The 22,223-nt window shown below is 68.0% G+C and carries 21 protein-coding genes and 2 pseudogenes; 16 read left to right on the top strand and 7 right to left on the bottom strand.

Annotated features, from left to right (window positions below):
* Positions 1–30 precede the first annotated feature (30 nt).
* Entirely contained in the window at positions 31–390 is a 360-nt protein-coding gene (locus AB0915_RS26870; RefSeq protein WP_366693513.1) for a hypothetical protein, read from the bottom strand.
* Positions 391–481: 91 nt separating this feature from the next.
* On the bottom strand, positions 482–829 hold the full coding sequence (locus AB0915_RS26865; protein WP_366693512.1) for a hypothetical protein: 348 nt from the start codon (positions 827–829) through the stop codon (positions 482–484).
* A 199-nt stretch (positions 830–1,028) separates the two neighbouring features.
* On the opposite strand from AB0915_RS26865, the gene AB0915_RS26860 reads away from it, so the two are divergent.
* Complete coding sequence (locus tag AB0915_RS26860; protein ID WP_366693511.1) at positions 1,029–2,069, top strand: alpha/beta hydrolase; 1,041 nt, start codon at positions 1,029–1,031, stop codon at positions 2,067–2,069.
* A gap of 7 nt (positions 2,070–2,076) precedes the next feature.
* On the opposite strand, the gene AB0915_RS26855 is transcribed toward AB0915_RS26860, so the two are convergent.
* Both AB0915_RS26855 and AB0915_RS26850 read right to left on the bottom strand, forming a co-directional pair.
* Positions 2,077–2,706, bottom strand: coding sequence for a hypothetical protein (locus tag AB0915_RS26855; protein ID WP_366693510.1), 630 nt, complete (start codon positions 2,704–2,706; stop codon positions 2,077–2,079).
* Positions 2,646–2,906 carry a DUF4158 domain-containing protein gene (locus AB0915_RS26850; RefSeq protein ID WP_366693517.1) on the bottom strand — a complete coding sequence of 87 codons (261 nt, stop codon included), beginning with the start codon at positions 2,904–2,906 and terminating at the stop codon, positions 2,646–2,648. The genes AB0915_RS26855 and AB0915_RS26850 overlap by 61 nt, the downstream gene beginning before the upstream one ends.
* Positions 2,907–2,937: 31 nt before the next feature.
* On the opposite strand from AB0915_RS26850, the pseudogene AB0915_RS26845 reads away from it, so the two are divergent.
* From AB0915_RS26845 to AB0915_RS26805, 9 genes and pseudogenes are all read left to right on the top strand, one after another.
* Positions 2,938–3,234 (top strand): annotated as a pseudogene (locus AB0915_RS26845) (GNAT family N-acetyltransferase); the annotation flags it as partial.
* A 395-nt stretch (positions 3,235–3,629) separates the two neighbouring features.
* On the top strand, positions 3,630–3,977 hold the full coding sequence (locus tag AB0915_RS26840; protein ID WP_366693509.1) for a hypothetical protein: 348 nt from the start codon (positions 3,630–3,632) through the stop codon (positions 3,975–3,977).
* Positions 3,974–6,763 (top strand): AAA family ATPase, encoded by a 2,790-nt coding sequence (locus AB0915_RS26835; RefSeq protein ID WP_366693508.1) that lies wholly within the window; start codon positions 3,974–3,976, stop codon positions 6,761–6,763. The genes AB0915_RS26840 and AB0915_RS26835 overlap by 4 nt, the downstream gene beginning before the upstream one ends.
* Before the next feature lie 164 nt (positions 6,764–6,927).
* On the top strand, positions 6,928–7,422 hold the full coding sequence (locus AB0915_RS26830; protein WP_366693507.1) for an SRPBCC family protein: 495 nt from the start codon (positions 6,928–6,930) through the stop codon (positions 7,420–7,422).
* 1,074 nt (positions 7,423–8,496) lie between these two features.
* The gene (locus AB0915_RS26825; RefSeq protein WP_366693506.1) at positions 8,497–9,072 is read left to right on the top strand and encodes a hypothetical protein; all 576 of its coding nucleotides are present in this window, start codon (positions 8,497–8,499) and stop codon (positions 9,070–9,072) included.
* A 45-nt stretch (positions 9,073–9,117) separates the two neighbouring features.
* On the top strand, positions 9,118–9,531 hold the full coding sequence (locus AB0915_RS26820; RefSeq protein ID WP_189282234.1) for a hypothetical protein: 414 nt from the start codon (positions 9,118–9,120) through the stop codon (positions 9,529–9,531).
* A 313-nt stretch (positions 9,532–9,844) separates the two neighbouring features.
* Entirely contained in the window at positions 9,845–11,110 is a 1,266-nt protein-coding gene (locus tag AB0915_RS26815) for a ParA family protein (RefSeq protein ID WP_366693505.1), read from the top strand.
* Positions 11,107–12,261, top strand: coding sequence for a ParB/RepB/Spo0J family partition protein (locus AB0915_RS26810; RefSeq protein ID WP_366693504.1), 1,155 nt, complete (start codon positions 11,107–11,109; stop codon positions 12,259–12,261). Before AB0915_RS26815 ends, AB0915_RS26810 begins: the two co-directional genes overlap by 4 nt.
* 289 nt (positions 12,262–12,550) lie before the next feature.
* A complete protein-coding gene (locus AB0915_RS26805; protein ID WP_366693503.1) occupies positions 12,551–13,099 on the top strand; it encodes an ABATE domain-containing protein in 549 nt (182 codons plus the stop codon).
* An 87-nt stretch (positions 13,100–13,186) separates the two neighbouring features.
* Here AB0915_RS26805 and AB0915_RS26800 read toward each other — a convergent pair whose 3' ends face one another.
* The 3 genes from AB0915_RS26800 to AB0915_RS26790 form a co-directional block, all read right to left on the bottom strand.
* Complete coding sequence (locus tag AB0915_RS26800; RefSeq protein ID WP_366693502.1) at positions 13,187–14,032, bottom strand: prephenate dehydratase; 846 nt, start codon at positions 14,030–14,032, stop codon at positions 13,187–13,189.
* Between the two features lie 3 nt (positions 14,033–14,035).
* Positions 14,036–14,998, bottom strand: coding sequence for a hypothetical protein (locus tag AB0915_RS26795; protein WP_366693501.1), 963 nt, complete (start codon positions 14,996–14,998; stop codon positions 14,036–14,038).
* A 162-nt stretch (positions 14,999–15,160) separates the two neighbouring features.
* Positions 15,161–15,592: an organic hydroperoxide resistance protein gene (locus tag AB0915_RS26790; RefSeq protein WP_366693500.1), complete on the bottom strand. Its 432-nt coding sequence runs from the start codon at positions 15,590–15,592 to the stop codon at positions 15,161–15,163.
* A gap of 299 nt (positions 15,593–15,891) precedes the next feature.
* Between AB0915_RS26790 and AB0915_RS26785 the strand changes: the two genes are divergently transcribed.
* The 6 genes and pseudogenes from AB0915_RS26785 to AB0915_RS26760 form a co-directional block, all read left to right on the top strand.
* A complete protein-coding gene (locus tag AB0915_RS26785) occupies positions 15,892–16,086 on the top strand; it encodes a hypothetical protein (protein WP_366693499.1) in 195 nt (64 codons plus the stop codon).
* A 573-nt stretch (positions 16,087–16,659) separates the two neighbouring features.
* Positions 16,660–16,833 carry a 50S ribosomal protein L32 gene (gene rpmF, locus AB0915_RS26780; RefSeq protein ID WP_366693498.1) on the top strand — a complete coding sequence of 58 codons (174 nt, stop codon included), beginning with the start codon at positions 16,660–16,662 and terminating at the stop codon, positions 16,831–16,833.
* Between the two features lie 471 nt (positions 16,834–17,304).
* Positions 17,305–18,799: pseudogene (locus tag AB0915_RS26775) on the top strand (DUF4158 domain-containing protein).
* Between the two features lie 81 nt (positions 18,800–18,880).
* A complete protein-coding gene (locus tag AB0915_RS26770; protein ID WP_366693497.1) occupies positions 18,881–20,287 on the top strand; it encodes a transposase in 1,407 nt (468 codons plus the stop codon).
* Between the two features lie 85 nt (positions 20,288–20,372).
* The gene (locus AB0915_RS26765) at positions 20,373–21,614 is read left to right on the top strand and encodes an erythromycin esterase family protein (RefSeq protein WP_366693496.1); all 1,242 of its coding nucleotides are present in this window, start codon (positions 20,373–20,375) and stop codon (positions 21,612–21,614) included.
* Between the two features lie 137 nt (positions 21,615–21,751).
* On the top strand, positions 21,752–22,223 hold a 472-nt coding region (locus AB0915_RS26760; RefSeq protein ID WP_366693495.1), incomplete at its 3' end, for a recombinase family protein.

The following is a 22,223-nucleotide window of genomic DNA, read 5'->3' as shown; positions in this document are numbered from 1 at the left end:
TCCGGAACCGGGACAGTGACACGCGGGGCGTCAGGGTGTGACCACCCGGTAGCTCAGCGTCGCCCCGGGAAGGTCGGTCTGAGTCAGCGAGCCGCTACGCCACGGGGGAGTGCCGGTGCAGCCGGCCCCGGAGTAGAGCTCCAGGGACGCGGAGCCGGAGGCGATCTGGACCGAGAGGGCCGCCTTCGACAGAGTGTGACACGTGCCGAAGTCGTCGAGATCGACCGTTGTCACCGTCCCGGTTCCGGTGGTGCCCGAGTAGAGGTACGCGCCCTCCTGCAACGGGGGCCAGCCGGCGGCGTTCGCCGCCCCGGCGCCGAGGCCGATCAGGGCCGCAGCCATGGTCGCGGCAGCGGCAGCGCTACGGGGTCTCGCCTTGGGTGTGAACATGCAATCCACCCCTTCCTGTGTGTGACGACGTCGGGGAGGCGTCGTCACGACTGGTTTCGGTCGATGCGGCCGGCAGCAGACTCTTGCACATTCAAGCATGTGTCGGGTAGTGCGAATCTGGCCACATACATGTGTGTCGGCCTGCCCGTTGCTCCGGTTGCTCCCGTTGCACACCTGGAGCGTCACCGCGGTGCCGCCGGCGGTGGCGTTGTTCGCGACGCCGACGCAGCTGCCGAGGGATCTGCACGCTGCCGTCGGCCGCGATCGACCAGTCCTGCGAGACGCCCGTCCCGCAGGTGTTCAGCCGCAGCGCGGTGGCCGCGGCGTTGATGGAACCGGACCCGTTGAGGTCGGCGCACTTGCCGCCGATGCCGGTGATGTGGCCCGCCAGCACGGAGGCGGGCAGCTGCCAGCGCTGGCTACGTGTCCGGGACGGCATCGGGTTCATCCGCGGCGCGACTCCGCGACGAACGGCTCGGGCACACGTGCGAATCTCCGAGGTTTCCCCGACAGCCGTCCGCTGCCTCCTTGACAGGAACGCCTGGCACGTCAATCCTCATAACCTGCTAGAGCGGTGACTCATTGTGGTTGTGTGCACATGTGATGCGCACACTCCGGAACGAACGCGAGGACGTGGCATGATCAGCAGGCGGAGACTGACCCAGGCCGTGACGGCGGCTGCGGCGACGGGAGCGGCCGGTCTTTCCGGGGCCGGCCAGGCGTCGGCGCTCACGCGGGTGGCGGCCGCCACGGTCCCGACCGGGCGGGGCGCGCACGGCCTGGGGCCGGTGCGCCACACCCGTACCGACGTGCTGGACATCGCCTATCACGACGTGGGACCGGCCGACGGCACACCTGTGATCCTGCTGCACGGCTGGCCGTTCAGTCCTGTCGGCTCCTACGCCGAAGTGGCGCCCGCGCTCGCCCGGCGCGGGTACCGCTGCTACATCCCCTACCTGCGGGGCCACGGAGAGACCCGGTTCCTCCACGCGGACGCCTTCCGCTCCGGTCAGCAGGCGGCGCTCGGCGCGGACCTGATCGCCTTCATGGACACGCTCCACGTTCCCCGGGCACTGTTCGCCGGATACGACTGGGGCGGGCGGGCCGGTGACGTCGCCGCGGCGCTGTGGCCCGAGCGCTGCACCGGCCTGGTCTCCGTGAACGGCTATCTCATCCAGAACCTCGCCGTCGCGCAGGAGCCGCTGGCCCCCGCGATCGAGTCGGGCTACTGGTACTTCTTCTACTTCCTCACCGACCGCGGGCAGAAGGGGCTGCGCCGGAACCGGGAGGACCTGGCGCGTGTTGTCTGGCGCCGTAACTCGCCCGAATGGCGGTTCACCGAGGCCGAGTTCGCGCAGGCGGCGGAGTTGTGGACCAACTCGGACTACGTCGACGTGGTGATCCACAGCTACCGTCACCGCCTGGCCGCCGCCCCGGGCGCTCTCCGTTACGCGGACCTGGAGAAGCGGCTGCTGGACCAGCCCAGGATCGCCGTCCCCGCCGTCACGCTGGACGGACAGGCCGACGGCGTCATCCCGTGGACCGACGGAAGCGGCTACGCCGTCCACTTCGCGGGCCCCTGGACGCACCACGTCGTCCCGGGCGCCGGCCACAACCTCCCCCAGGAGCAGCCCGGGGCGTTCACCGACGCGATCCTCGAAGTCGACGCCATGGGGTGACCGTTCCTCACCAGTGTGCGTGAGTGAGTCCTGGACCCACTGTTGCGTACTGGGCGCATCCCGAACGGTGTTGGATGCACTGGGTTCCCGCTTTCGCTTCCCACTCGGCGGCACGCCTCCAGGGGCGTGGTCCGTCGCGGGCGGGCGGGCGGGCTCCCTCACGCCCCCGGGCGTCCGGTCCGGCCTGGGCGGTCCGATGCCCCGCACGATCACTCCGGTCGTGTGGGGGCGGTGCCGTCCGACGCCGGACCGGGTGTCCGAGGGCGCGTCGTCCGATCGCGATGCCCGCGGCATCGTGACGGGACTTCTTTCGGCGTGGGGTGACCAGCGGTTTCTGCCAGTGCTGGGCACCCCACATGCTGGTGTAGGCGGGGTCGACCGCGACGATGCTCAGGCCGTGTTCGGCGGCCATCGACACCAACCGGGCCTTGAGCCTGCCGGTCGGGATGCCCGAGATCAGCTGCCGGAACCGCTTCTGGCGGCCGTGCTTCTCCCGGGTCTTCTCGGTGGTGAAGTCGAGGTCTTCGATGCCGATCGCGGCGACACCGGCCTGCCCCGCCCAGTGGATCAGGCGTGTCAGGGCGTGGCGGATCTGTGCGTCGCGGTGGCCGGCGGCTCCAGACGATCTTTGCGACAACGCGCGACTACCGCCTCAGCCAACCGGTCCCGGTTCAGCTCCACCGGGCACAACTCCGCAGCCAACCACTGCGCGAGCTGGACCTGGTCTTCCTGCGTGCACTCGCGGAAACCGAATGCCGCCCGGACCTCCATCCGGTGCCGCTTGATCGCCCGCCCGGACCAGTCATAGGCACCCCACTCCTCGGCCGGTACCCTCACCTGCTGGGCCACGTACGGCACCGCGGCCGCCTCTCCCGCGTTCTGTCTTCGCCGGGGTGATGAGGTGGTAGCGGCAGCCGGGTACCGGTCCTGGCCGCAGTCGGTTGCCCACCTGAGTGTGCTGGTTGCCCCGCAATATCGGGGCCAGCGCCTGGCCCGGGCCGTGGCGTCCGCAGCAGTGGCCCATGCCCTCGATGCTGGGTTGCTGCCGCAGTGGAGAGCACGGCCCTATCCATCACAGCGTGTGGCTGTAGCTCTGGGGTTCCACGAACTGGGCGCCCAGCTCAGCGTCCGGCTTGGCGACGTCCTCCTCTACCAGGGTCGGTAAGGATGGAGCCTCCTCCGCGACTGCCATGTGGGTTGAGAACGGCGAGCCCGAGATTCTCAAACGGCATGGCAACAACGCAGGTCAGCATCGTGGCTCCCGCCGATTGCGCTGCGACAGGACACCCGCCCGCGCCAACCCGTCCACTGGACTCACTCCCGCTCACTACAACGCACTTCAGGGCGGCAAACCAGCAGCATCTCGCAACCCCCGCCCGGACCACCGGAACCGGGCACAGGCCTCCACGGTATGACGTGGAGGCCTGTGCCGGGTTCCGGGCGGGCTCATAGCCGACCACCGCGTCACCATTTTGACAGGTGACGCATCAGGATGCAGGCTGATAGTCGTCCGAGCGACAAGCGGGACGCGATCCACGATCGGCGAAGTGGAGAACGGCCATGAACAAGGAACTCACCACGGATGCCGTGGCGGCGATACGGCACGCGAAGCACGGCACGCTTCCCGAGCGCATCCGGCTCGAGGCCATGTCCGAAGAGGTGGAGGCCGCGCCGGACGGTGAGGTGAACGCCTCGTACAACCCCGAAGGCTCGTGGAACCGCTCCGCGCGCCCGGCCCTCGACCTGGGACTGCAGAGCCACGGGCACCGGCTCGGTCCGCAGGGGGTGGACCGTACGCTGAGACGGATGATTCCGTACGCTACAGAGCCAAGTGTTGACATGACTCGATTCGATGTACAGCACCGCAGCTCGGTTTCATCTCAGCCCTTGGAGACAGCAGCCCGATGAACGACCTGGACCGCCCGGCCCGTCCTGCCTCAGCGCGACTGATCGGGCGGGACAAGGACCTGGAGTTCATACGGTCCCACTTCAACGGTTCCGCCATTCACGGAGCGGCCCTGTTGCTGTCCGGCGAGGCCGGCATAGGCAAGACCGCGCTGCTCGACGCGGTGGCGGCGGAAGCACGGCGCGAGGGCACGCGCGTGCTGCGGGCGAGCGGGGTGCAGTTCGAGGCGGACATCAGCTACGCCGGACTCAACCAACTGCTCGTACCACTGTTCGACTCCTTCGACCGGCTGGACCCCAGCCACCGCGACGCCCTGCGCGTCGCGGTGGGCATCGGCAGCGGTCCCCCTCCCAACCGCCTTCTGACGTCCACCGCGGCCCTGCTGCTGCTGCGTCAGATCGCCGCCGACACTCCGCTGCTGGTCGTCATCGACGACCTGCCGTGGCTGGACCGCGCCACCACGTCGGTACTGGGCTTCGTGGCCCGGCGGCTCATCGGCAGCCGCATCAGCTTCCTCGCGGCCTCCCGCGTCACCTCCGACGGCTTCTTCGAGGCGAGCGGCCTCACCGAACACCGGCTGCAACCGCTGGACGACAGGTCGTCGTCCGAACTGCTCGCCCACACCCACCCCGGGATGTCCCGCGCCGTGCGACGTCGTATCGCGGCGGAGGCACACGGAAACCCGCTCGCGCTCGCGGAGCTGCCCGCCGCCCTGGACAGCGAACAGCGCACGGCACAGGTGGCGGTGCCCTCGGTACTGCCCCTCAGCGAGCGCCTTCAGCAACTGTTCGTCTCCCGGGTGGCCGATCTGCCGGCCCCGAGCCGGGAGCTGCTGCTGATCGCGGCGTTGGAGGGCACCGGCGACCTCACCGTGCTCGAGGCGGCCGTGGCCGGCCGTCCTGTCATCGACATGCTCGAGTCCGCGGAGCGCGACCGGCTGGTCGCGATCTCGGGCCCGTCCCGGCGGCTGTCCTTCCGGCATCCGCTGATCGGTTCCGCAGTGGTGGTGACGGCGACGGCAGCCGACCGCCGCAGGGCGCACCAGGCGCTCGCCGCCGCGCTCACCGACCAGCCCGAGCGCCGCGCGTGGCACCTCGGAGAGGCGGCGCTGGGCCCGGACGAGACGGTAGCCGACCTCCTGGAACAGGCCGCCCGGCTGCGCCTGAGGCGCGGGGATGCCCTGGGCGCGGTGGCGGCGCTCACCCGCGCCGCGGGGCTCAGCCCGGTGCCGGCCGACGAAAGCCGCCGCCTGGCGGAGGCCGCCTACATCGGCACCGACGTCAGCGGCGAACTGGCGGATGCCTCGCGCCTGCTGGCCGGGGCCAGACGGGCCGACCCCACCGCCCAGGAGTCGCTGCACGCGGCAGCGGCATCCGCCCTCCTCCTGATCAACAAGGACGGTGACATCAACACCGCGCACCGACTGCTGGTCGGCGCGATCGAGGCCGGAGGGCACCGCTACGACGCATCCGACGACGCCCTCATCGAAGCCCTGTTCACCCTGATCTCACTGTGCTGGTTCAGTGGTGATCCACAGAAGTGGCCGCCGCTGTTCCGAGCGCTGGAGCGGCTGACCCCGCAAGCACCCGACCTGCTGTGGGCGTGCGCGCAGACCTTCGCCGACCCGGCCCGCACCGGGCACCGGGCGCTGGGCGTCCTCGACGCACTGCTGGCCGACATCGGCCAGGACCCGACCCGCGTCATCCGCATCAGCACCTGCTCGGTGTACACGGAACGGCTGACGGCCTCGCGGAAGGCGTCCCTCCACCTGGTCGACCAGGGCCGCGCGGGTACCGCGCCCGTGAGCAGACATCTGGCCGCGCTGGTGCACCTGAGCCTGGATTACTACTACGCGGGCCGCTGGGACGAAGCCGTGGAACTGGCCGGAGAGGGGCTCGTCCTGTGCGAGGAGTACGACTACCCCTTCTTTGCCTGCAAGCTCCAGTTCGTGCAGGCGCTCGTGGCCGCGGCCCGGGGCGACACGGAGACGAGCACTGCCCTGTCCGAGGAGATCGTCAGCTGGGCCGTCCCCCGCGGCGCCCACGGGGCCCGGGTCCTGGCCTGGCATGCCGGCGGGCTGGCCGCGCTCGGCAGCGGCGACTTCGAGGCCGCCTACCGGCATGCCGCCGCACTGAGCCCGCCCGGAACCCTCGCGCCGTACCTTCCGCAGGCCATGGCCGGCGCGCTGGACCTGGTGGAGGCCGCCGTCAGAACCGGGCGGGCCGCCGAAGCCGCCGCACACGCGGCGGCCATGCGGGAATCCGTGATGGCCGAGCTCTCGCTGCGCCTCCACATGCTTGTGCTGGCCTGCCAGGCCCTGACCACACCCAGCGATGACGCCTTCGCCCTCTTCGACCAGGCACTGTCCCTGGCCGAGCCCGGGGACTGGCCCTTCGACGTGGCACGGGTACGCCTCTTCTACGGAGAACGCCTGCGGCGCCGGCGCGTGACCAGGGAAGCCCGCGAGCAGCTGGTCCAGGCATTGACGGCGTTCGAGGAGCTCGGGGCCACACCGTGGGTGACACGTGCCACGGCCGAACTCCGCGCGAGCGGCCACGGGGCGGCGGCCCTCGCACAGCCGGGAAAGGGCCCGCTGACCGCCCAGGAGCGGGAGATCGCGACGCTGGCGGCCACCGGCCTGACCAACAAGCAGATCGCCGAGCGGCTGTTCCTGTCGCACCGGACCATCGGCACTCACCTGTACCAGATCTACCCCAAGCTCGGCATCAACTCACGAGCCGCGCTGCGCGACGCCCTGGCCGCTCTCGACCTGGAGGGCGTCGGCTGAGGGGACACCGGCTGAGAGGACCCGACGGCCGCACAGTCATATGACGTATGCAAGATGGTGTGTCCACCAGCACACTGAGCGGAGGAACGCCCCTTGGCTGTCGTGCCACCGACGCCGTCGGCAGCCGTACCTGAAGTCGAACAGCAGCGCGAAAGAGAAGTCGAATGCACGACCCCTCGGACAGCCATCCGGAGATCCACTGGCCATCCGGTTTCTCACCCGAGAACGCCCACAGCTTCCACCGGGCGCAGGCCGTCGTGCCCGGTCCGCCGGAACGGATCTTCCACCTGCTCACCGACGTGGCGAGCTGGACGAGTTGGGTTCCGGAGTGCGAGGAAGTGAGCACCGACACCTTCACCCAGACCTTTGACGTGCACTGGGCCGGATACCGGTTCGAGGTCTTCGTGGGGGAGCATGTACCGCCCCGCCGGCTCGGCTGGCTGGGAATCGGTGCCGGTGTACAGCTGTACCAGGCGTGGCTGCTCACCGAGGTCGAGGGCGGCACGCAGGTGGTGGCCGAGCACGCGGTCCGTGCCGGCGCTCCCAAGGCGGTCGACACGTTGTCCCGCGCGTGGGGACAGCGCCTGAACGAGCTGTGGCTCGCCCAGCACGCCAAGATGTTGCAGACCCCTCCAGGCGAGGGCCGGGAGACCCGATAACCGGGCCCCGCCCTCAGACACTTGCGCCTGAGGTGTCGTCCGATCCTCGGGGCGCCCGAACTCACCGGTGGCTGGCTGCGACCTGTTGGCGACAACGTCTGAAAGCCCCTTTCAAGAAGGAACGGACGCGGCACGATGAACGGCCTCCTTCTCCAGCGGAGAAGTTCGCCCGGCATGCGTCCTGACCCAGTGATGCGGCATCACTGTGGTACATAGCTGCGGAGGTCAGTAGTCCGCCAGGTGCGGCAGCTCCTCAGCCCTGGCGGGCTTGCGGTGCCCCGCAGGGGCGGCTGAGCCTGTCCCTGCGCTGCCGACCGGCCGACGGTGAGGAAAGACCAAGTGCCTCGGCTGAGCATTGCCGTGGTGCAGGTGACCACTGATCGCCGTCGTAACAATGACGCGTTGACACAACTCCCTTTCGGTGGCACAGGTTTCAGACGCGGTTCGACTTGGCTGCGGCACAAAGGGAGCGTCCGGCCAGTCTCTTGTCAGGTGGAGACCGAGCGCGGCCCGGTGGTTCTTGTATAAGAGGCCCGAACGCGAAAACCCACCCTGACCTGCATGTTTACCGGATCCATGGTGCCCGTCAGAACACATTTCGTATGCGGAGATGTCAACCTGGCCGTCACATTCGTTCCGAAAAATCAAGCAGTGCTTGATCTGTTGGGCTTCGCGGCGGAGGTGGCATCCCCCCTGGTCAGAGAGGTGGAGGGTTGGGGGACGACGTGGCGGCGCTGCTGTGCCGGGTTCGAAGAGTGTGCGCCCTATGCGACACATGAAATCAAGTGACGCTTGACTATCCGATCCCGTGCATCAGTTAAATCAAGCCTGACTTGACTTTCTGTGCAGCCTGATCGCAGGAGCCGTACCTGCGACGTCCGAAGGCGCGCCGGTGCTCCAAAAGACAAGTCCCCGTTGATTTTGCGGATAGTGTCTGCCACGCCTGAGTACCAAGGAGGTCTTGTGCCATCTGAGCAGCCGGCCCGGCGTCGTCCGGGCGGGCCACGAGTCGTTCCATCCCACGCGCCTGACGACGCCGCCTACGACGACATCCTCAGCGTCCTGGGGAGGCAGTTGGGTGAAGCAGCCCAGACTGCCGACCCCCGCAGCCGCCGCAAGCTGAAGGGTGTGACGTTCGAGTTCGAGAACGACGCGCGCGCCGTACACACCATGGCGGGCAACGCCGGGTACAGCCTGGCGAGCAACTGGTTCACCCAGCTCCTGGCTCAGCTGGCGGTGGCCAACTCCATCACGAAGTCGCAGCTGTGCGTCTTCCTCTTCGTAGCCGGGGGGCAGGTCCCGGGCACCGGAATCGCCCAGTACACGCAACAGGAGATCACCGATGGACTGAACAAGCTCGCCGAGAAGAAGGGCGGCAAGAAGATCACCCGGTCCACCGTGAACCGCGCCATCGGGGCCCTGTGCGGCTACAAGTGGGTCGAGAAGGCCGGCAACGGCAAGATCCGGCTCAACGTCACCCTGTGGTTCCAGGGCAACAGCAACGCCCAGCACGAGGTGCTCGCGGAAATCGCCTCCGAGCACGACCACGACCCCACTGCCTTCCCCCATGACATCGGCCCCGATAAGCCGCATCAGGAAGAGTTCGACTTCGGGCAGGACACTTACACCAGACAGAAGAGAACCGGGTGACCCCGCGCACGTACCCTGGCAGCCGACAACGAGGAAGGTGGCCTGATGGCTGAGGTCTTGTCCCCGATCGTCTCCGACCGGATCTGGGCCGTACCGGTTTCCGGAGCAGCAGTGAAGTTCCTCAGTTACCTGGTATTTCGCTCCGAGTTCGGAGGGCACCTGCCCGTACGTCAGAAGGACATGGCAAAGGAGTACAAGATCACACCACAGGCTGTCAGCCTCCTGATGGCGCCACTGTGTGATCTCCACATCGTCCTGCGCCCTTCCAGCGACGGGCGAGGAGGTAACAGCTACCGGCTCCATCCACTCGCCGCGAAGTACAAGAGCCACGACGACATGGAAGCGGCGTTCAGGCACACCCTGCAGGCCATCAAGGCAGGCGAGCTCCCGAACCTCAAGCTGCCTTCGTACGTCTCAGCCCCACCCAGCGAGGGCCGACCGAACCTCCAGGTCGCATAAGGCGAAACAAGGGCCCCGCCAGAAGCTGGCGGGGCCCTTGTGCCTGAGTACGAGGTACGTCACGAACTATACCCGTGAGGGCCGACGGTTACCTGTCGTGGACGGCCGGAGTGGATGCACGGTCGACGCTTGCGGCTGCCATACATCCTGTGCGTGCACATCGACGCCCTGCTCGACGAGGCCGGGCTGGGAGGACGTCCTCCAGATCGTCGCGTTCCTTCAGGCGTTGGGTAGGAGCGCCGGCGCATCACCAAGTCGTGCTAACTAACGTGTCGATGCAGCAGATGATCTAGGGCGTTAGTAAGGTAGCGTCATGCATATGCCAGCCACCTCGAGCGACCGGGCAAAGGTCGTCTCCAAGCTGCCGGGATGGCTCCGGCAGAATCTCAAAGTCAGAACCGCCCAACTCGGCATCGAGATCCAGGCCGCAGTGGAGCAGGGGATCTCCGCCTGGTGCGGCCTTGCCTCGGGGACTACCTCGGTCGACACGGCCGGAGCCGAGTCCTTCTCCACCTTCCTTCCTCCTGGGCAGTGGGAGGAGTTCCGGAGCATCGCGGAGGACCGCAAGGTCTCCCTCATCCAGGGGCTTGCCCAGTCCGTCCAGCTCTGGCTCGACACCAATCCGGCGCCGGATGTGCAGCGGCCCGACGTCACTCGACGGATCGTGGTCTGCAACCAGAAGGGCGGCGTCGGGAAGACCGCCATCACTGCCGGTGTGGGGGAGGCGCTGTCGGAAGACTCCAACAGGCTGTATCCCGTCCGAGTAGCCAAAGCCTTGGCGACCGCCCTTCGCGCCAGCAAGACGGGAGGCGGTGCGGCAGAGTCCGGCAACGACCCACTCGACATCGAGAAGCTTCCAGGGCTCGGGCTGCGCGTCCTGCTGGTCGACTTCGACCCGCAATGCCATCTCACCAATCAACTGGGTGCCGCACCACTGCCCATGAACGGCGACAGCCTCACCAACCACATGGCAGGCGATCCCAAGGGGGAGCTCAGGGACCTGATCGTCTCCATCGAGGACGAGCACTTCGGTGGACGACTGCACCTGCTGCCCGCCTGCCATGACGCGTTCCTCCTCGACGTACGACTCTCCGCTGTACGCGCTCGCGAAGCAGCCCTCGAGCGGGCGCTGATGCCACTTGAGGTTGACTACGACGTCATCCTGGTCGACTGTCCACCCAGCCTCGGCCTCAGCATGGACGCCGCCGCCTACTACGGCCGCCGCCGCGGCGATGAGCGACCTGGCCAATCCGGTGCCCTCATCGTCGTCCAGGCCGAGGACAGTTCCGCGGACGCCTACGACCTCCTGACCAATCAGATCGAGGACCTCCGCAACGACCTCGGACTCGACATCGACTATCTGGGCATCGTCGTCAATCTCTACGACGGCCGACGCGGATACATCGCCACATCTTCCTTGCAGGGATGGATCGACATAAAGGATCCACGCGTGGTCGGTCTCATCAGTGACCTGAAGGAACAGAAAGAAGCAGTGCGCATGAAGCAGCCCCTGCTGAGTTACGCTCCCACCTCGCAGCAGGCTGTCGGCATGCGTGCGCTGGCTCGGGAGATTTCGTGAGCAAGGCCGACCAGCTCGGATCTGGACGCTTCGGAGGCAGTGCCCGGCCCGTCAGCGCCCGACGTGCCGCAATCGGCACCGCTACCGGCGTGCCCACGGAAGGCGTTGCTCCTCCGACTCGACTTCCTGTCTTTCGTATCAGTCCCAATCCCGACAATCCCCGTTCCGCACTCGGTGATCTCACCGAACTGGCGGGCAGCCTCCAGGAGCACGGTCAGAAGCAGGCCATCACCGTCATGAACCGTGATGCCTACATCAAGGCCAATCCCGAACGGGAAGGGGATCTGGAGCCCAACACGACCCACGTCGTCGTCGACGGCAGCAGTCGTCTGGCTGCTGCCCGAGAGGCCGGCCTCACAGACCTCGGCGTCATGGTCGACGATGCCCAAGGCAGCGACGGCGAAGCCATCCTCGAGTCGGCGCTTGTCGCCAACATTCACCGTAAAGACCTGGACCCGCTGGATGAAGCTCGTGCCTTGCAGCGGTTGCTCGCCCTTCATGGGTCACAGGTCAAACTCGCCAAGCGGCTGAGGAAGTCTCAGGGCTGGGTATCGCAGCGCCTGGCCTTGTTGAACCTGACTCCTGAACTACAGGCGGTCGTTGGCGAGGAGCCCGTTGAGCTCCTGCGCGCCGTGGCCAAGGAACCCCAGGACCGGCAGGGAACAGCCCTTGAGCAGCTCAAAGCCGAACGCGCCCGCAAGGAAGCGGAACGGCAGGCATCTGCCGTGGTGTCGGCGGGAGTTGCGAAGCCGAAAGACGTTGCAGGGCCGCGGTCGACTGTGGAATCCGCAGTGCCCGAGGTATCCGGCACTCAGGCGATCGTGCCGTCCGCTCGCATCGATGATGCTGAGAGTCGGCCCACGCCGGTTCTCTCCACTCCTGTGACACAGGTTGAGGACGCCCAAATTACAGGTGCTACCGCGCGAAGGGGGAGCGGCGAGTCGGCCGAGGCCGTTGCTGTGCCTCGGTCCGACAGCGTGTCTGTACCGGAGCCCGACCTGGCCAAGGAAGGCGTGTCACCGGCTCGGCAACTTCCTTACCACGACGGCATGTTCATCGCGATGCACCTCATCCACAAGATGAGCGACAGCGAGTTCGACCGGATGCTGGACATCCTCATCAAGCACCGCGAGGAGCGCGCCGAGTCGTAGGCCTGTGCTGACGGTACACGTTGAAACCCTGTGGTCGACATGATCAGCACCGAGAAGCTGGGCCACATCAAGTACTACCGGCTTGCTCCGGGGCGGCTGGGGGAGAGCGTCGTCGTTCCTGCCCGGCGCGCAACCTGAGACGTCCTGCGGATCGTGCCGCGCGGCCGAGGGCCGTGCGGCCGCGGGAGCAGACCTTGCACGGCTCCGTAACCAATCGAGCAGGTGATTCTGAGCGTCGATCGCGCGCCGGGGTGTTGCATCTTCGCGAGTCACTAGTCAGTATGGTTACGTGAATCATGCCTTTCCCTGTGGGACGCTCCCCCTCGACTTCGTCGGCACGCTGCGCGCGCGACGCAACGCCGCGCCGATGGAGAAGCTCGCCACCCCTGAGCTGCTCGACGACTGGTTCGTGGAGTCCGGAATGCTCGATCTGGCGCCCGGCGCCAACGAGGCCGATCTCACCATCGCACTCGAGCTGCGCGAAGCGATCTACGACCTGGTCGCAGCCCGCTTGGACGACCGGCCACTACCCGCCGAGGCGGTTGCCGAGGTGAACCTTCAGGCGTCGGGCCTGCCCGTGACGCTGAGACTCGGTCCCGACGGCACGACACGCACCGGCTCGGTCTCGCAGGGACTCGCGGCTCTCGCCCGTGAGACAGTCGAGATCCTCGGTGGCGACGAGGGGGCGCTGCTGCGCGAGTGCACCCGCCCCGAGTGCACCCAGGTCTACCTCGACCGCTCGCGTGGCCACCGACGGGAATGGTGCGCCATGAAGACCTGCGGCAACAGGGTCAAGGCCGCCGCCTACCGGGCACGCCAGCACAGCGTGAAGAGCTGAACGCCCGGAAGCCGGTGACGGGACCGGTGCCGAGACGCGACGACGGCCGCCCTTTCCGGGGCGGCCGTCGACACGGGGTCGTGGGAGTCAGCCCATGCGTTCCCGCAGGCGGTGCGGGTGGGCCGGGTACACGCCGAGGATCCGCACCTCGCTGGAGAAGTAGCGCAGTTCCTCCAGGGCGAGCGCGACGTGGGGCTGGTCGGGGTGGGCCTCGATCTCGACGTAGAAGCAGCTCGGGTTGAGACCGGCGCCCATCTGGTAGCTCTCGATCTTGGTGAGGTTGACCGCGCTGCTGGCGAAACCGCCGAGCGCCTTGTAGAGGGCGCTGGGGATGTTGCGTACCGCGAAGAACAGACTCGTCATCGTCGGCTCGTCCGTGACGGGCGCGAAGGCGGCCTCGCGGGAGAGAACGACGAACCGCGTGGTGTTGTCCGGGTCGTCCTCGACACCCGCCCGCAGCACATCCAGACCGTAGTGCCGGGCCGCGGCGGGTGGGGCGAGTGCCGCGTGCCGGACGTCGCCCAGCTCCGCCACCTCGCGGGCAGCGCCCGCCGTGTCGTCGCTGACAAGGGTGCGCCAGTCGCCCTCACGCAGTACCTTCCGGCACTGCCCGAGCGCGTGCACATGGCTGCGGACGCACTTGACGTCGTCGAGTGTCGCGCCGGGGACGCCCATGAGGTCGAAGCGGATGGCGAGGAAGTACTCCCCGATCATGAACAGGCCCGACTGCGGGAGCAGATGGTGCACGTCCGCGACCCGTCCGGCGGCGGAGTTGTCCACCGGGATCACCGCCAGGTCGGCGGCGCCGAGCGTCACCGCGTCCAACGCCTGTTCGAAGCTTGTGCACGGCAACTCCGCGCTACCGGGAAACAGATGCTGGGTGGCGGCTGCCGAATTTGAGCCCGGTTCACCCTGGTATGCGATGGTCGTCACGTGTCACGTTCCTGTAGCGGAGCCGACGTCTTCGATCAGCAGGAGGTCCACCGTAAAACGCAGGTGCTGGAGGACCGCGGCGCTGTCCACAACGAGAGACTCCAGAGGATGCTGTCCGTCTTTCGCGGGGAAGGGGATCGCCTTCTCGTACGCCGCTGTCACCACGTGGTGCACCAGCATGGCCGCACGCCGGACGCGGTCCGCGAGGGACTCACGGGCGGCGAGGGAGATGAGCCGCCCCAGCCCGGGGCGGTTGTACGGCTCCGCCGTGAAACCCAGCCGCTCCTGGCGCAGCAGCGCCGACAGCTCGGCAGCCGTGGCGGCGGGGGAGAAGAACGGCGGGGCCACCCTCGGGCCCAGCACGGCCAGCTCGTCCGCCAGCCGGCTCGCGGCGCCCAGCGCCATGCCGGCGACCGCGGTCCACAGGAAGCCGATGTCCTGCGTCGGCAGCGCCGCGCCTGACGAGTGGGCGGCGAAGCCAGCCGGTACATGGACGCCGTCCAGCCGGAACCGAGCGTCCGAGTCGGCCGGGAAGCGGACGGCGTGCAGGCCGGCGTCCGTCGGCCGCGGCAGCACCTTCGACGCAATCACGAAGACGTCGGGCCGGTCCGGACGGATCACGGTGGCGTCCTCGCGGGCCGCTCCCCCGGGACCGGCGAGCGGCAGCGCCAGCCATCGCCCGACCTCGGTGTCCCCCGGCAGGTGCCACCGTCCGGACAGGGAGTACCCGCCCGGGACCGGCCGGGCGACCGGAGGGCTGTCGGGACCGGACTCCGCGACCGCGTGAGGCAGGGTGGCGGCCCAGTTCCAGTCGGTGGTGAAGGACGCCCACGCCGCCCCGGGATCGGCGTGGCCCTCGTTCTCGTACGCCTCGAACACCCGGGCCGGGTCGCTGCCGGGCCCGGGTGCCGTCCTCGGGTAGTCCTCGCGCGCGACCGTCGTCGTCCGCCTGCGCGGCTCTGCCATCGCTTCCGTGCCCCTCGTCGCCCGTCCCGTGCCCGCATACCCCCGGCGTCGGCGGTTCCCGTGCGCGGTGAGCATGACGCTCTCCGAACCTGTTCGCATGTGGTCACTCTCTTCACGTGGGCGCAGCGGTGCGAAGTTCACGTGAAAACTGTCACGGTCGGTTCAGGCGGCGGTGGTGGTGGCGTTGATGGTGACGGGGATGTTGCCGCGGGTGGCCTTGGAGTAGGGGCAGATCTCGTGGGCGGCTTCGGCGAGTTCGGTGGCGGTGGGCTGGTCGACGCCGCCGAGTTCGAGGTTGAGGACGGCGCTGAGGTTGAACTCGCCGTCGTCGCCGTGGGCGAGGGTCGCTTCGACGGTGATGGCGGTGCTCTTGAGAGTGATCTTGCGCTGGGAGGCGGCGTGACGGACGGCGCCGAGGAAGCAGGCGCCCCAGCCGGCAGCGAAGAGCTGTTCCGGGTTGGTGGCACCGCCGGCTCCGCCGAGTTTCTTCGGAATGGCGAGTGCGGTTTCGAGCTGTCCGTCGCTGGCCTCGATGCGGCCTCCGTTGCGGCCCTCTCCGGTCACTGTGACGACACCGGTGTAGCTGACTGCCATGGCTGTTGTCTCCTCGTGTGCGATGGGCCCGGTGCCCCAATGTCGGCTGTCACCGGTTCGAGTGGTGGCAAATATGGTCACACTTGGAGGTATTCGTCAAGAAGGTTGCTGACGCGACGGGAAACATGTGTGTGAGGGTCGGGCTCTGTCCGACGGCGAAGCCTTTTGGTGTGCGCCTCTCGGATTCATCACCCCTTTGCTTCGTCACCCTCTTGACAGGTTACTTCTGAAAGGGCAGGCTGACTGTCGTCCGGGTAGCAACCGGGACGCGATCCACGACGATGAAGTGGAGGCTGGTCATGAACAAGGACCTGACGATGGACGCCGCCGCGGCGGCACGGCACGCGCGGTACGGCAAGCTCCCCGAGCGCATCCGCTTCGAGGACATGGCCACAGAGGTGGAAGCCGAGCCGAGCGGCAGGGTGAAGGCCGTCTACAACCCCGAAGGTGCGTGGAACTACCACTCGTGCCTGGCCCTGGACCTGGGGCTGTAGGCCTCTGGAGGCAGGACCGGGGCACGCAGGCGCTCGCACCGTCCATCAGGGGAAATCCTGATGAGAACACCCCATGCAGCTTGCCTGGCAAGAAGGGTGACCAGGCATCAGGCACGGAGTCGCGTCCCCTTTGAGGAGGGACGGCTCAGATGCCGGGGGCGGCACAGTGCGCGCGCTGGACTTCGTCGACGGCGGGGCGGATCCGTGCGTGTTGCCCCGCCGTGCGCCCGCTTGCTAGCCTTCCGGCGTGATTGAAGTCGACAGAGCCTAGCCACGGCGAACCGCCGACCGGTGCCGCCCCGGGTCCCTCTTGCCAGTGACCGGTTGAGCGGAGGTCGGCCTCCGTCGCCTGCTCACACGTGCCCTCGGCACGGTGAGTCGGCCTGGCACATCGTGCCGTGGACACCGTGGAACCGGTGAAGGGTTCCATCGCAGTGCATCGAGGCGTTCGCCGTCCCGCCGTCATTTGGCAATTCCCGCGCTCCCCGCGTGCCCGCAGGGCTCCCGTCGTCGTCGACCTCGGCATGCCCACACGTGCCGACGGGAGAGCACACACAGATTTGGAACACGCTCATGATGCACAAGAAGTCCCGCGCGCGTACCCGTCACCGGCGGGCTCACTGGAAGGCCACCCGGCCCGCCCTGGCGACGTGCGCGAACGCCGCGTGCGGCCGGCCCACCCCCGGACACGCTGCCTGTATGCACTGCGGTATGTACCGCGGCCGTCAGGTGCTTCCTCCCTCCTGACACCTCAGGCGCCGACCGTGCAGGGTGGCCTGCGCCGCGCACGCCGATTCCGCCCCTCTCCGGCAGGTTGACCCCTGGGCGGTTCGCGGACGACAGAAAGACGGCACCGGTGCTGTGGTGGCGACCGGACGTGTTCCGGCCTCATGGGCCGTTCCCACACGTGTGCCGATTCTCGGGCTGGAAGCAGACCGTGCCGCACAGCAGGCACGGTCCCGGCACCGCTGAGACGTGCGCGGTGGGGTGCCACCGGACTGGGCGCCACCGCCCAGCAGTTGGGCTTCCCGGCGCCATAAAGGGTCACCGAGGCAAAGCAGTTGACACGGCCCTGTACTCCCGAAGCTGCGGCGAAGTGACAAGTAGCTTTCTGTAGCGGATCTGGGGTGCGCTTGTCAGGGCTTTTGATCTTCTGGGCTCATCGAGGGCCGCGCTCGGCGAGGTTGGTCCGGCTATGACGACCGGAGGGAGCGCGGGGTGCGGCAGGAGTGGGAGCCGGAGGACCTGATCGAGGTCTGGACGCTGCTGGAGGACGACCAGGAGCGGCTGCGGAACAAGTCGGGGGCGAACCGGTTGGGGTTCGCGCTGTTGCTGAAGTTCTTCGAGGTGGAGGCCCGGCTCCCGGAGGACGCCGGGGAGATCCCGGTGCCGGCGGTGTCCTGCGTACGATTGGTCGGGGCGGGCGATCAAGCGGCACCGGATGGAGATCCGGGGCGCGTTCGGCTTCCGTGAGTGCACGGAGGAGGACCAGGCCCAGCTCGCCGAGTGGCTGGCGGTCGAGCTGTGCGGGGTGGAACTGAACCGGGACCGGTTGGCGGAGGCGGTGGTGGCCCGCTGCCGCAAGGACCGGCTGGAGCCGCCGGCCCCAGGACAGATCGCCCGGCTGGTGGGTAAGGCGGTCAGCACCTTTGAGGAGCGGTTCTGCGCGGCCAGCGTGGGTCGGCTGTCGGCGGCGACCCGGTCTCGGCTGGACGACCTGATCGCCGAGGACGTAGGCGCGGACGAGGAGAGCACGGGCGGCGGGGGCACCTTCTTCACTGAGCTGAAGGCGGACCCGGGCGCGCTGGGGCTGGACAGCCTGCTGGCGGAGGTGAACAAGCTCCAGCGGGTGCGGGGGCTCCAGCTTCCGCCGGAGCTGTTCGCGGATGTGTCGGAGAAGCTGGTGGCGGCCTGGCGGGCGCGGGCAGCGAAGGAGTACCCCTCGGACCTGCGGGCGGCGGCCGGGCCGGTGCGGTACACGCTGCTGTCGACGCTGTGCCATGTCCGGGAGACAGAGATCACCGACTCGCTGGTGGAGTTGTTCATCCAGCTCGTGCAGAAGATCAACACTCGTGCGGAGAAGAAGGTCGAGGGCGAGTTCAACAAGGAGATGAAGCGGGTCCGTGGCAAGGAGGGCATCTTGCTGCGGCTGGCGGAGGCGGCGGTGGCGGAGCCGGGCGGCACGGTCCGCAAGGTGATCTATCCCGTGGCCGGTGAGTCCACGCTCAAGGCGCTGGCGGCGGAGGCCGCAGCGAACGAGGCCCGTTACCGGGCCCGGGTGCGTACGGTGCTGCGCTCGTCGTACTCCAATCACTGGCGGCGGATGCTCTCGCCGCTGCTGAACGCGCTGGAGCTGAAGTGCAACAACACCGCCTACCGGCCGGTGATGGACGCCATCGACCTGCTCAAGCGGTATCTGGACCAGCCCATCGCCAAGGAGGGCGCGTTCTTCGACGAGGCGGAGAAGATCCCGCTGGGCGGGGTGGTCCGCGAGGAGTGGCGCAAGGCGGTAGTGGACGAGCGCGGCCGGGTCGAGCGCATCCCGTACGAACTGTGCGTCCTCGTGTCGCTGCGGGACGCGCTGAGACGGCGGGAGATCTGGGTGCCGGGCGCGAACCGGTGGCGGAACCCGGAGGACGATCTGCCGCCGGACTTCGAGGACAACCGCGATGTGCACTACGACGCGATCCGCCAGCCGCAGGACCCGGAGTAGTTCATCGAGGCCCTTCAGAAGCGGCTGCGCGAGGCTCTGACCCGCTTCGACACCGCGCTGGAACTGGGCACCACGGGTGGGGTGGACATCGTCAAGAAGCACGGCGAGCCGTGGATCAAGGTCTCGCCGCTGGGCAAGCAGGCGGAGCCGGAGAACCTCGTCGCCCTGAAGGCGGAGATCGAACGCCGCTGGGGCACCATCGACCTGATCGACATCCTCAAGGAGGCCGAGTTCGCCACCGGCTTCACCGGCGAGTTCGCCTCGGTCGCCACCAGGGAGGCGGTCCCGAAGGCGGTGCTGCGGCGCCGGCTGCTGTTGGTGCTGTTCGCACTGGGCACGAACATGGGCATCAAGCGGGTCGCGGTCACCGGCAAGCATGGCGAGAGCGAGGCCGTCCTGCGCCGGGTACGGCACCTGTTCGTCAACCGCGCCAACCTGCGCGCCGCGCTGGTGCGGCTGGTCAACGCCACCTTCGTCGCCCGCGATGCGGCGTGGTGGGGCGAGGACACCGCCTGCGCGAGCGACTCCAAGAAGTTCGGCTCCTGGTCGAGCAACTTCATGACCGAGTGGCACCAGCGGTACCGCGGCCCCGGCGTGATGATCTACTGGCACGTCGAGAAGAAGTCGCTGTGCGTCTACAGCCAGCTCAAATCCTGCTCGGCGTCCGAGGTCGCCGCGATGATCGAGGGCGTGCTGCGGCACTGCACGGACGTGGAGATCGACCGCCAGTACACCGACACGCACGGCGCCTCCATCGTCGGGTTCGCCTTCGCCCACATGCTCGGCTTCAACCTGCTCCGGAGGCTGAAGAACGTCGGCTCGGCGCGGCTGTACCGGCCGGCGGCCGGGGAGGACGAGAAGTGGCCGAACCTGGCGCAGGTGCTGTCGACCAAGACGATCGACTGGGACCTGATCCGCCAGCAGTACGACCAAATCGTGAAGTACACCACCGCCCTGCGCTTGGGCACCGCGGAGGCCGAGCAGGTCCTGCGTCGTTTCACCCGCGGCGGGCCGAAGCATCCGACGTACCGGGCGATCGAGGAGCTCGGGCGGGCGGTCCGTACGGCGTTCATCTGCGACTACCTCACCGACGCCGAGCTGCGGCGCGAGATCAACGACGGGCTCCAGGTCGTGGAGAACTGGAACTCCGCCAACCACGACCTGTTCTACGGCAAGGACGGCGACCTGACCGGCTCCGACAAGGAGTCCCAGGAGGTCTCGATGCTGGCGCTGCACCTCCTCCAGTCCGTGCTGGTGCACGTCAACACCCTGCTCCTCCAGGACATTCTGAGCGAGGAGAAGTGGCAGAAGCGGCTCACCGACGCCGACCGGCGGGCCCTGTCCCCGCTGTTCTGGACCCACGTGAACCCCTACGGCCGGTTCGAACTGGACATGCACAGCCACCTTGCCCTGGGCCTCGCGCCTGCGTGGGCCAGCATGCCTGGCCCACGCACTTCCCCGACGGCCACTGCCGTTCCTCAACGCTGACCAGGTGCGCGTCACGGCCGAGCTTCCTGAGCACACGTCGACATGGTTGGCTTCAGCGAACGTGAGGGCAACAGAGGGGGAAGCCGTGTCCAATGAGGTGACGTGCTGGCTGGCCCAGACCGCTTTACCGTTGAACTGCCTCACTACAGGCGTGTCAACTGCTGATCTCCAACCGCTGAAGAAAGTCCTCGACGGTGTGCGGATCGTGGGGCTGGGGGAGGCCACCCACGGGACGCGCGAGTTCTTTCAGCTCAAGCATCGCCTGCTGGAGTTCCTGGTGACAGAGTTAGGATTTTCGGCTCTGGCCATGGAGGCCAGTGCATCGGCTGGCCCAGCTGTCGACGCCTATGTTCGCCACGGCGTCAGTGATGCCGCGCAGGTGCTTGACGGGCTGGGGTTCTGGACATGGCGGACTCACGAGGTGCTCGCCATGATCGAGTGGATGCGCGACTACAACCGAGGGCGGCAAGAGGACCAGAAGGTTCGTTTCATCGGCATCGACCCACAGCAGTGCAGCGGCTCTCTGGCCGTGATCGATTCCTTCCTCCACAGGACAGCACCCGACCGTGCAACCGGACTTCTGTCCCCGCTCCGCGTGCTCGCCACGGCCTATCCAGGGTCGCAACCCGATCCTCAGCGTCACCTGGTACTCGATGCCGAGGAGGTGCTGGAGTACCTCCGCGGACACGGCCCCGACGCAGCCGACGCGCTTCGGCATGCCGAGGTCCTGCTGCGGGCCGCCGACCTGGTGACGCGCGCCAGGCAACATACGGACCCGGAGCAGACCGTCTTTGCCGCGCGCGACCGCTCCATGGCAGACGCTGTGGGGAGAATCCTCGAAGATCCCTCTGCCAAGGTCGCCCTCTGGGCGCACAACGGGCACATCACCAAGAGCCGTCACGGTGGCGCAGTGCCGACGCTAGGACAACACCTTCACTCATGGTACGGCGACGCCTACTACGCACTCGGCTTGCTGTTCGGCAGCGGCACTTTTCGCGCCCGGCGGATGCGGCCCGGCCCATGGTCTCGTCCCCGTTCAAGCGCTGTCGTCACCAACCGGATCGGCCCTGCCCGCCCCGGCACCATTGAGGCCCAGCTGGCCGCAGCCAACCCCGGCAACCACCTCGTGGACTTGCGCAGCGCAGTCGACGTGCCGAGGGCCGTACAGGCGTGGCTCAAAGACCGGCACGGCACACGAAGCTTCGGCGCCATGGTGCCGCGCTGGAGCTACCGCTTCAATCTCATCCCTTCCTCCTTGGCGGATGAGTACGACGGACTGGCCTACATCGCGGTCTCGTCCGCCTCCCAGCCTCTCCCAATGTCATAAACGGTCCTTTGCGCGAGCAAGATCAAGAATGGGCCGCCGGACCCCAGCCGATCCCGGATTCGTCCTCAGAACCCGTTCTCACTCAAAAGCGGGACAGACCCCCTTCTGAGACTTGCATTGTGCGAAAATCCCGGCTCATGACGGACCCTCAGCAGCCCTCCCCGACCGACCGGTCGGACGCGGACGACGTCGAAGCGCACGCCTGTCCGAAGTGTGGCGCGCAGCCCGGCTCGCCGTGCCGCTCGCGCGGCGGCGCGGTCGCCTCCGCCTACCACACCCGCCGCTTCACGGCGGTGCCCCGGCTGAAGAAGGCGCTGCGGGTGCCCACCCCAGCCGACCGCGGCCCGGGCCGCCCGTGGCGACCGGGCACGGCGCCGCCGGCGCCGATCGACCCGGACCTGCCGAGCGCCGACATCCGCATCGGCTACGCACGGTGCTCGACGCTCGGGCAGGAACTGGACTCCCAGCTGGACGCGCTCAGCAAGCACGGCATCCCGAGGGACAAGATCTTCAGCGAGAAGATCAGCACCCGGGTGCGGGTCCGCCCCAAGTTCGAGGAGGCGCTGCGGACGGCTCGGGAGGTCAAGGCGCACGCCCCGCACTGCCGGG

Source organism: Streptomyces sp. NPDC048411 (genome assembly GCF_040704695.1).
Taxonomy (GTDB): Bacteria; Actinomycetota; Actinomycetes; order Streptomycetales; family Streptomycetaceae; genus Streptomyces.
This window is presented reverse-complemented; position numbering and strand designations above follow the sequence as displayed.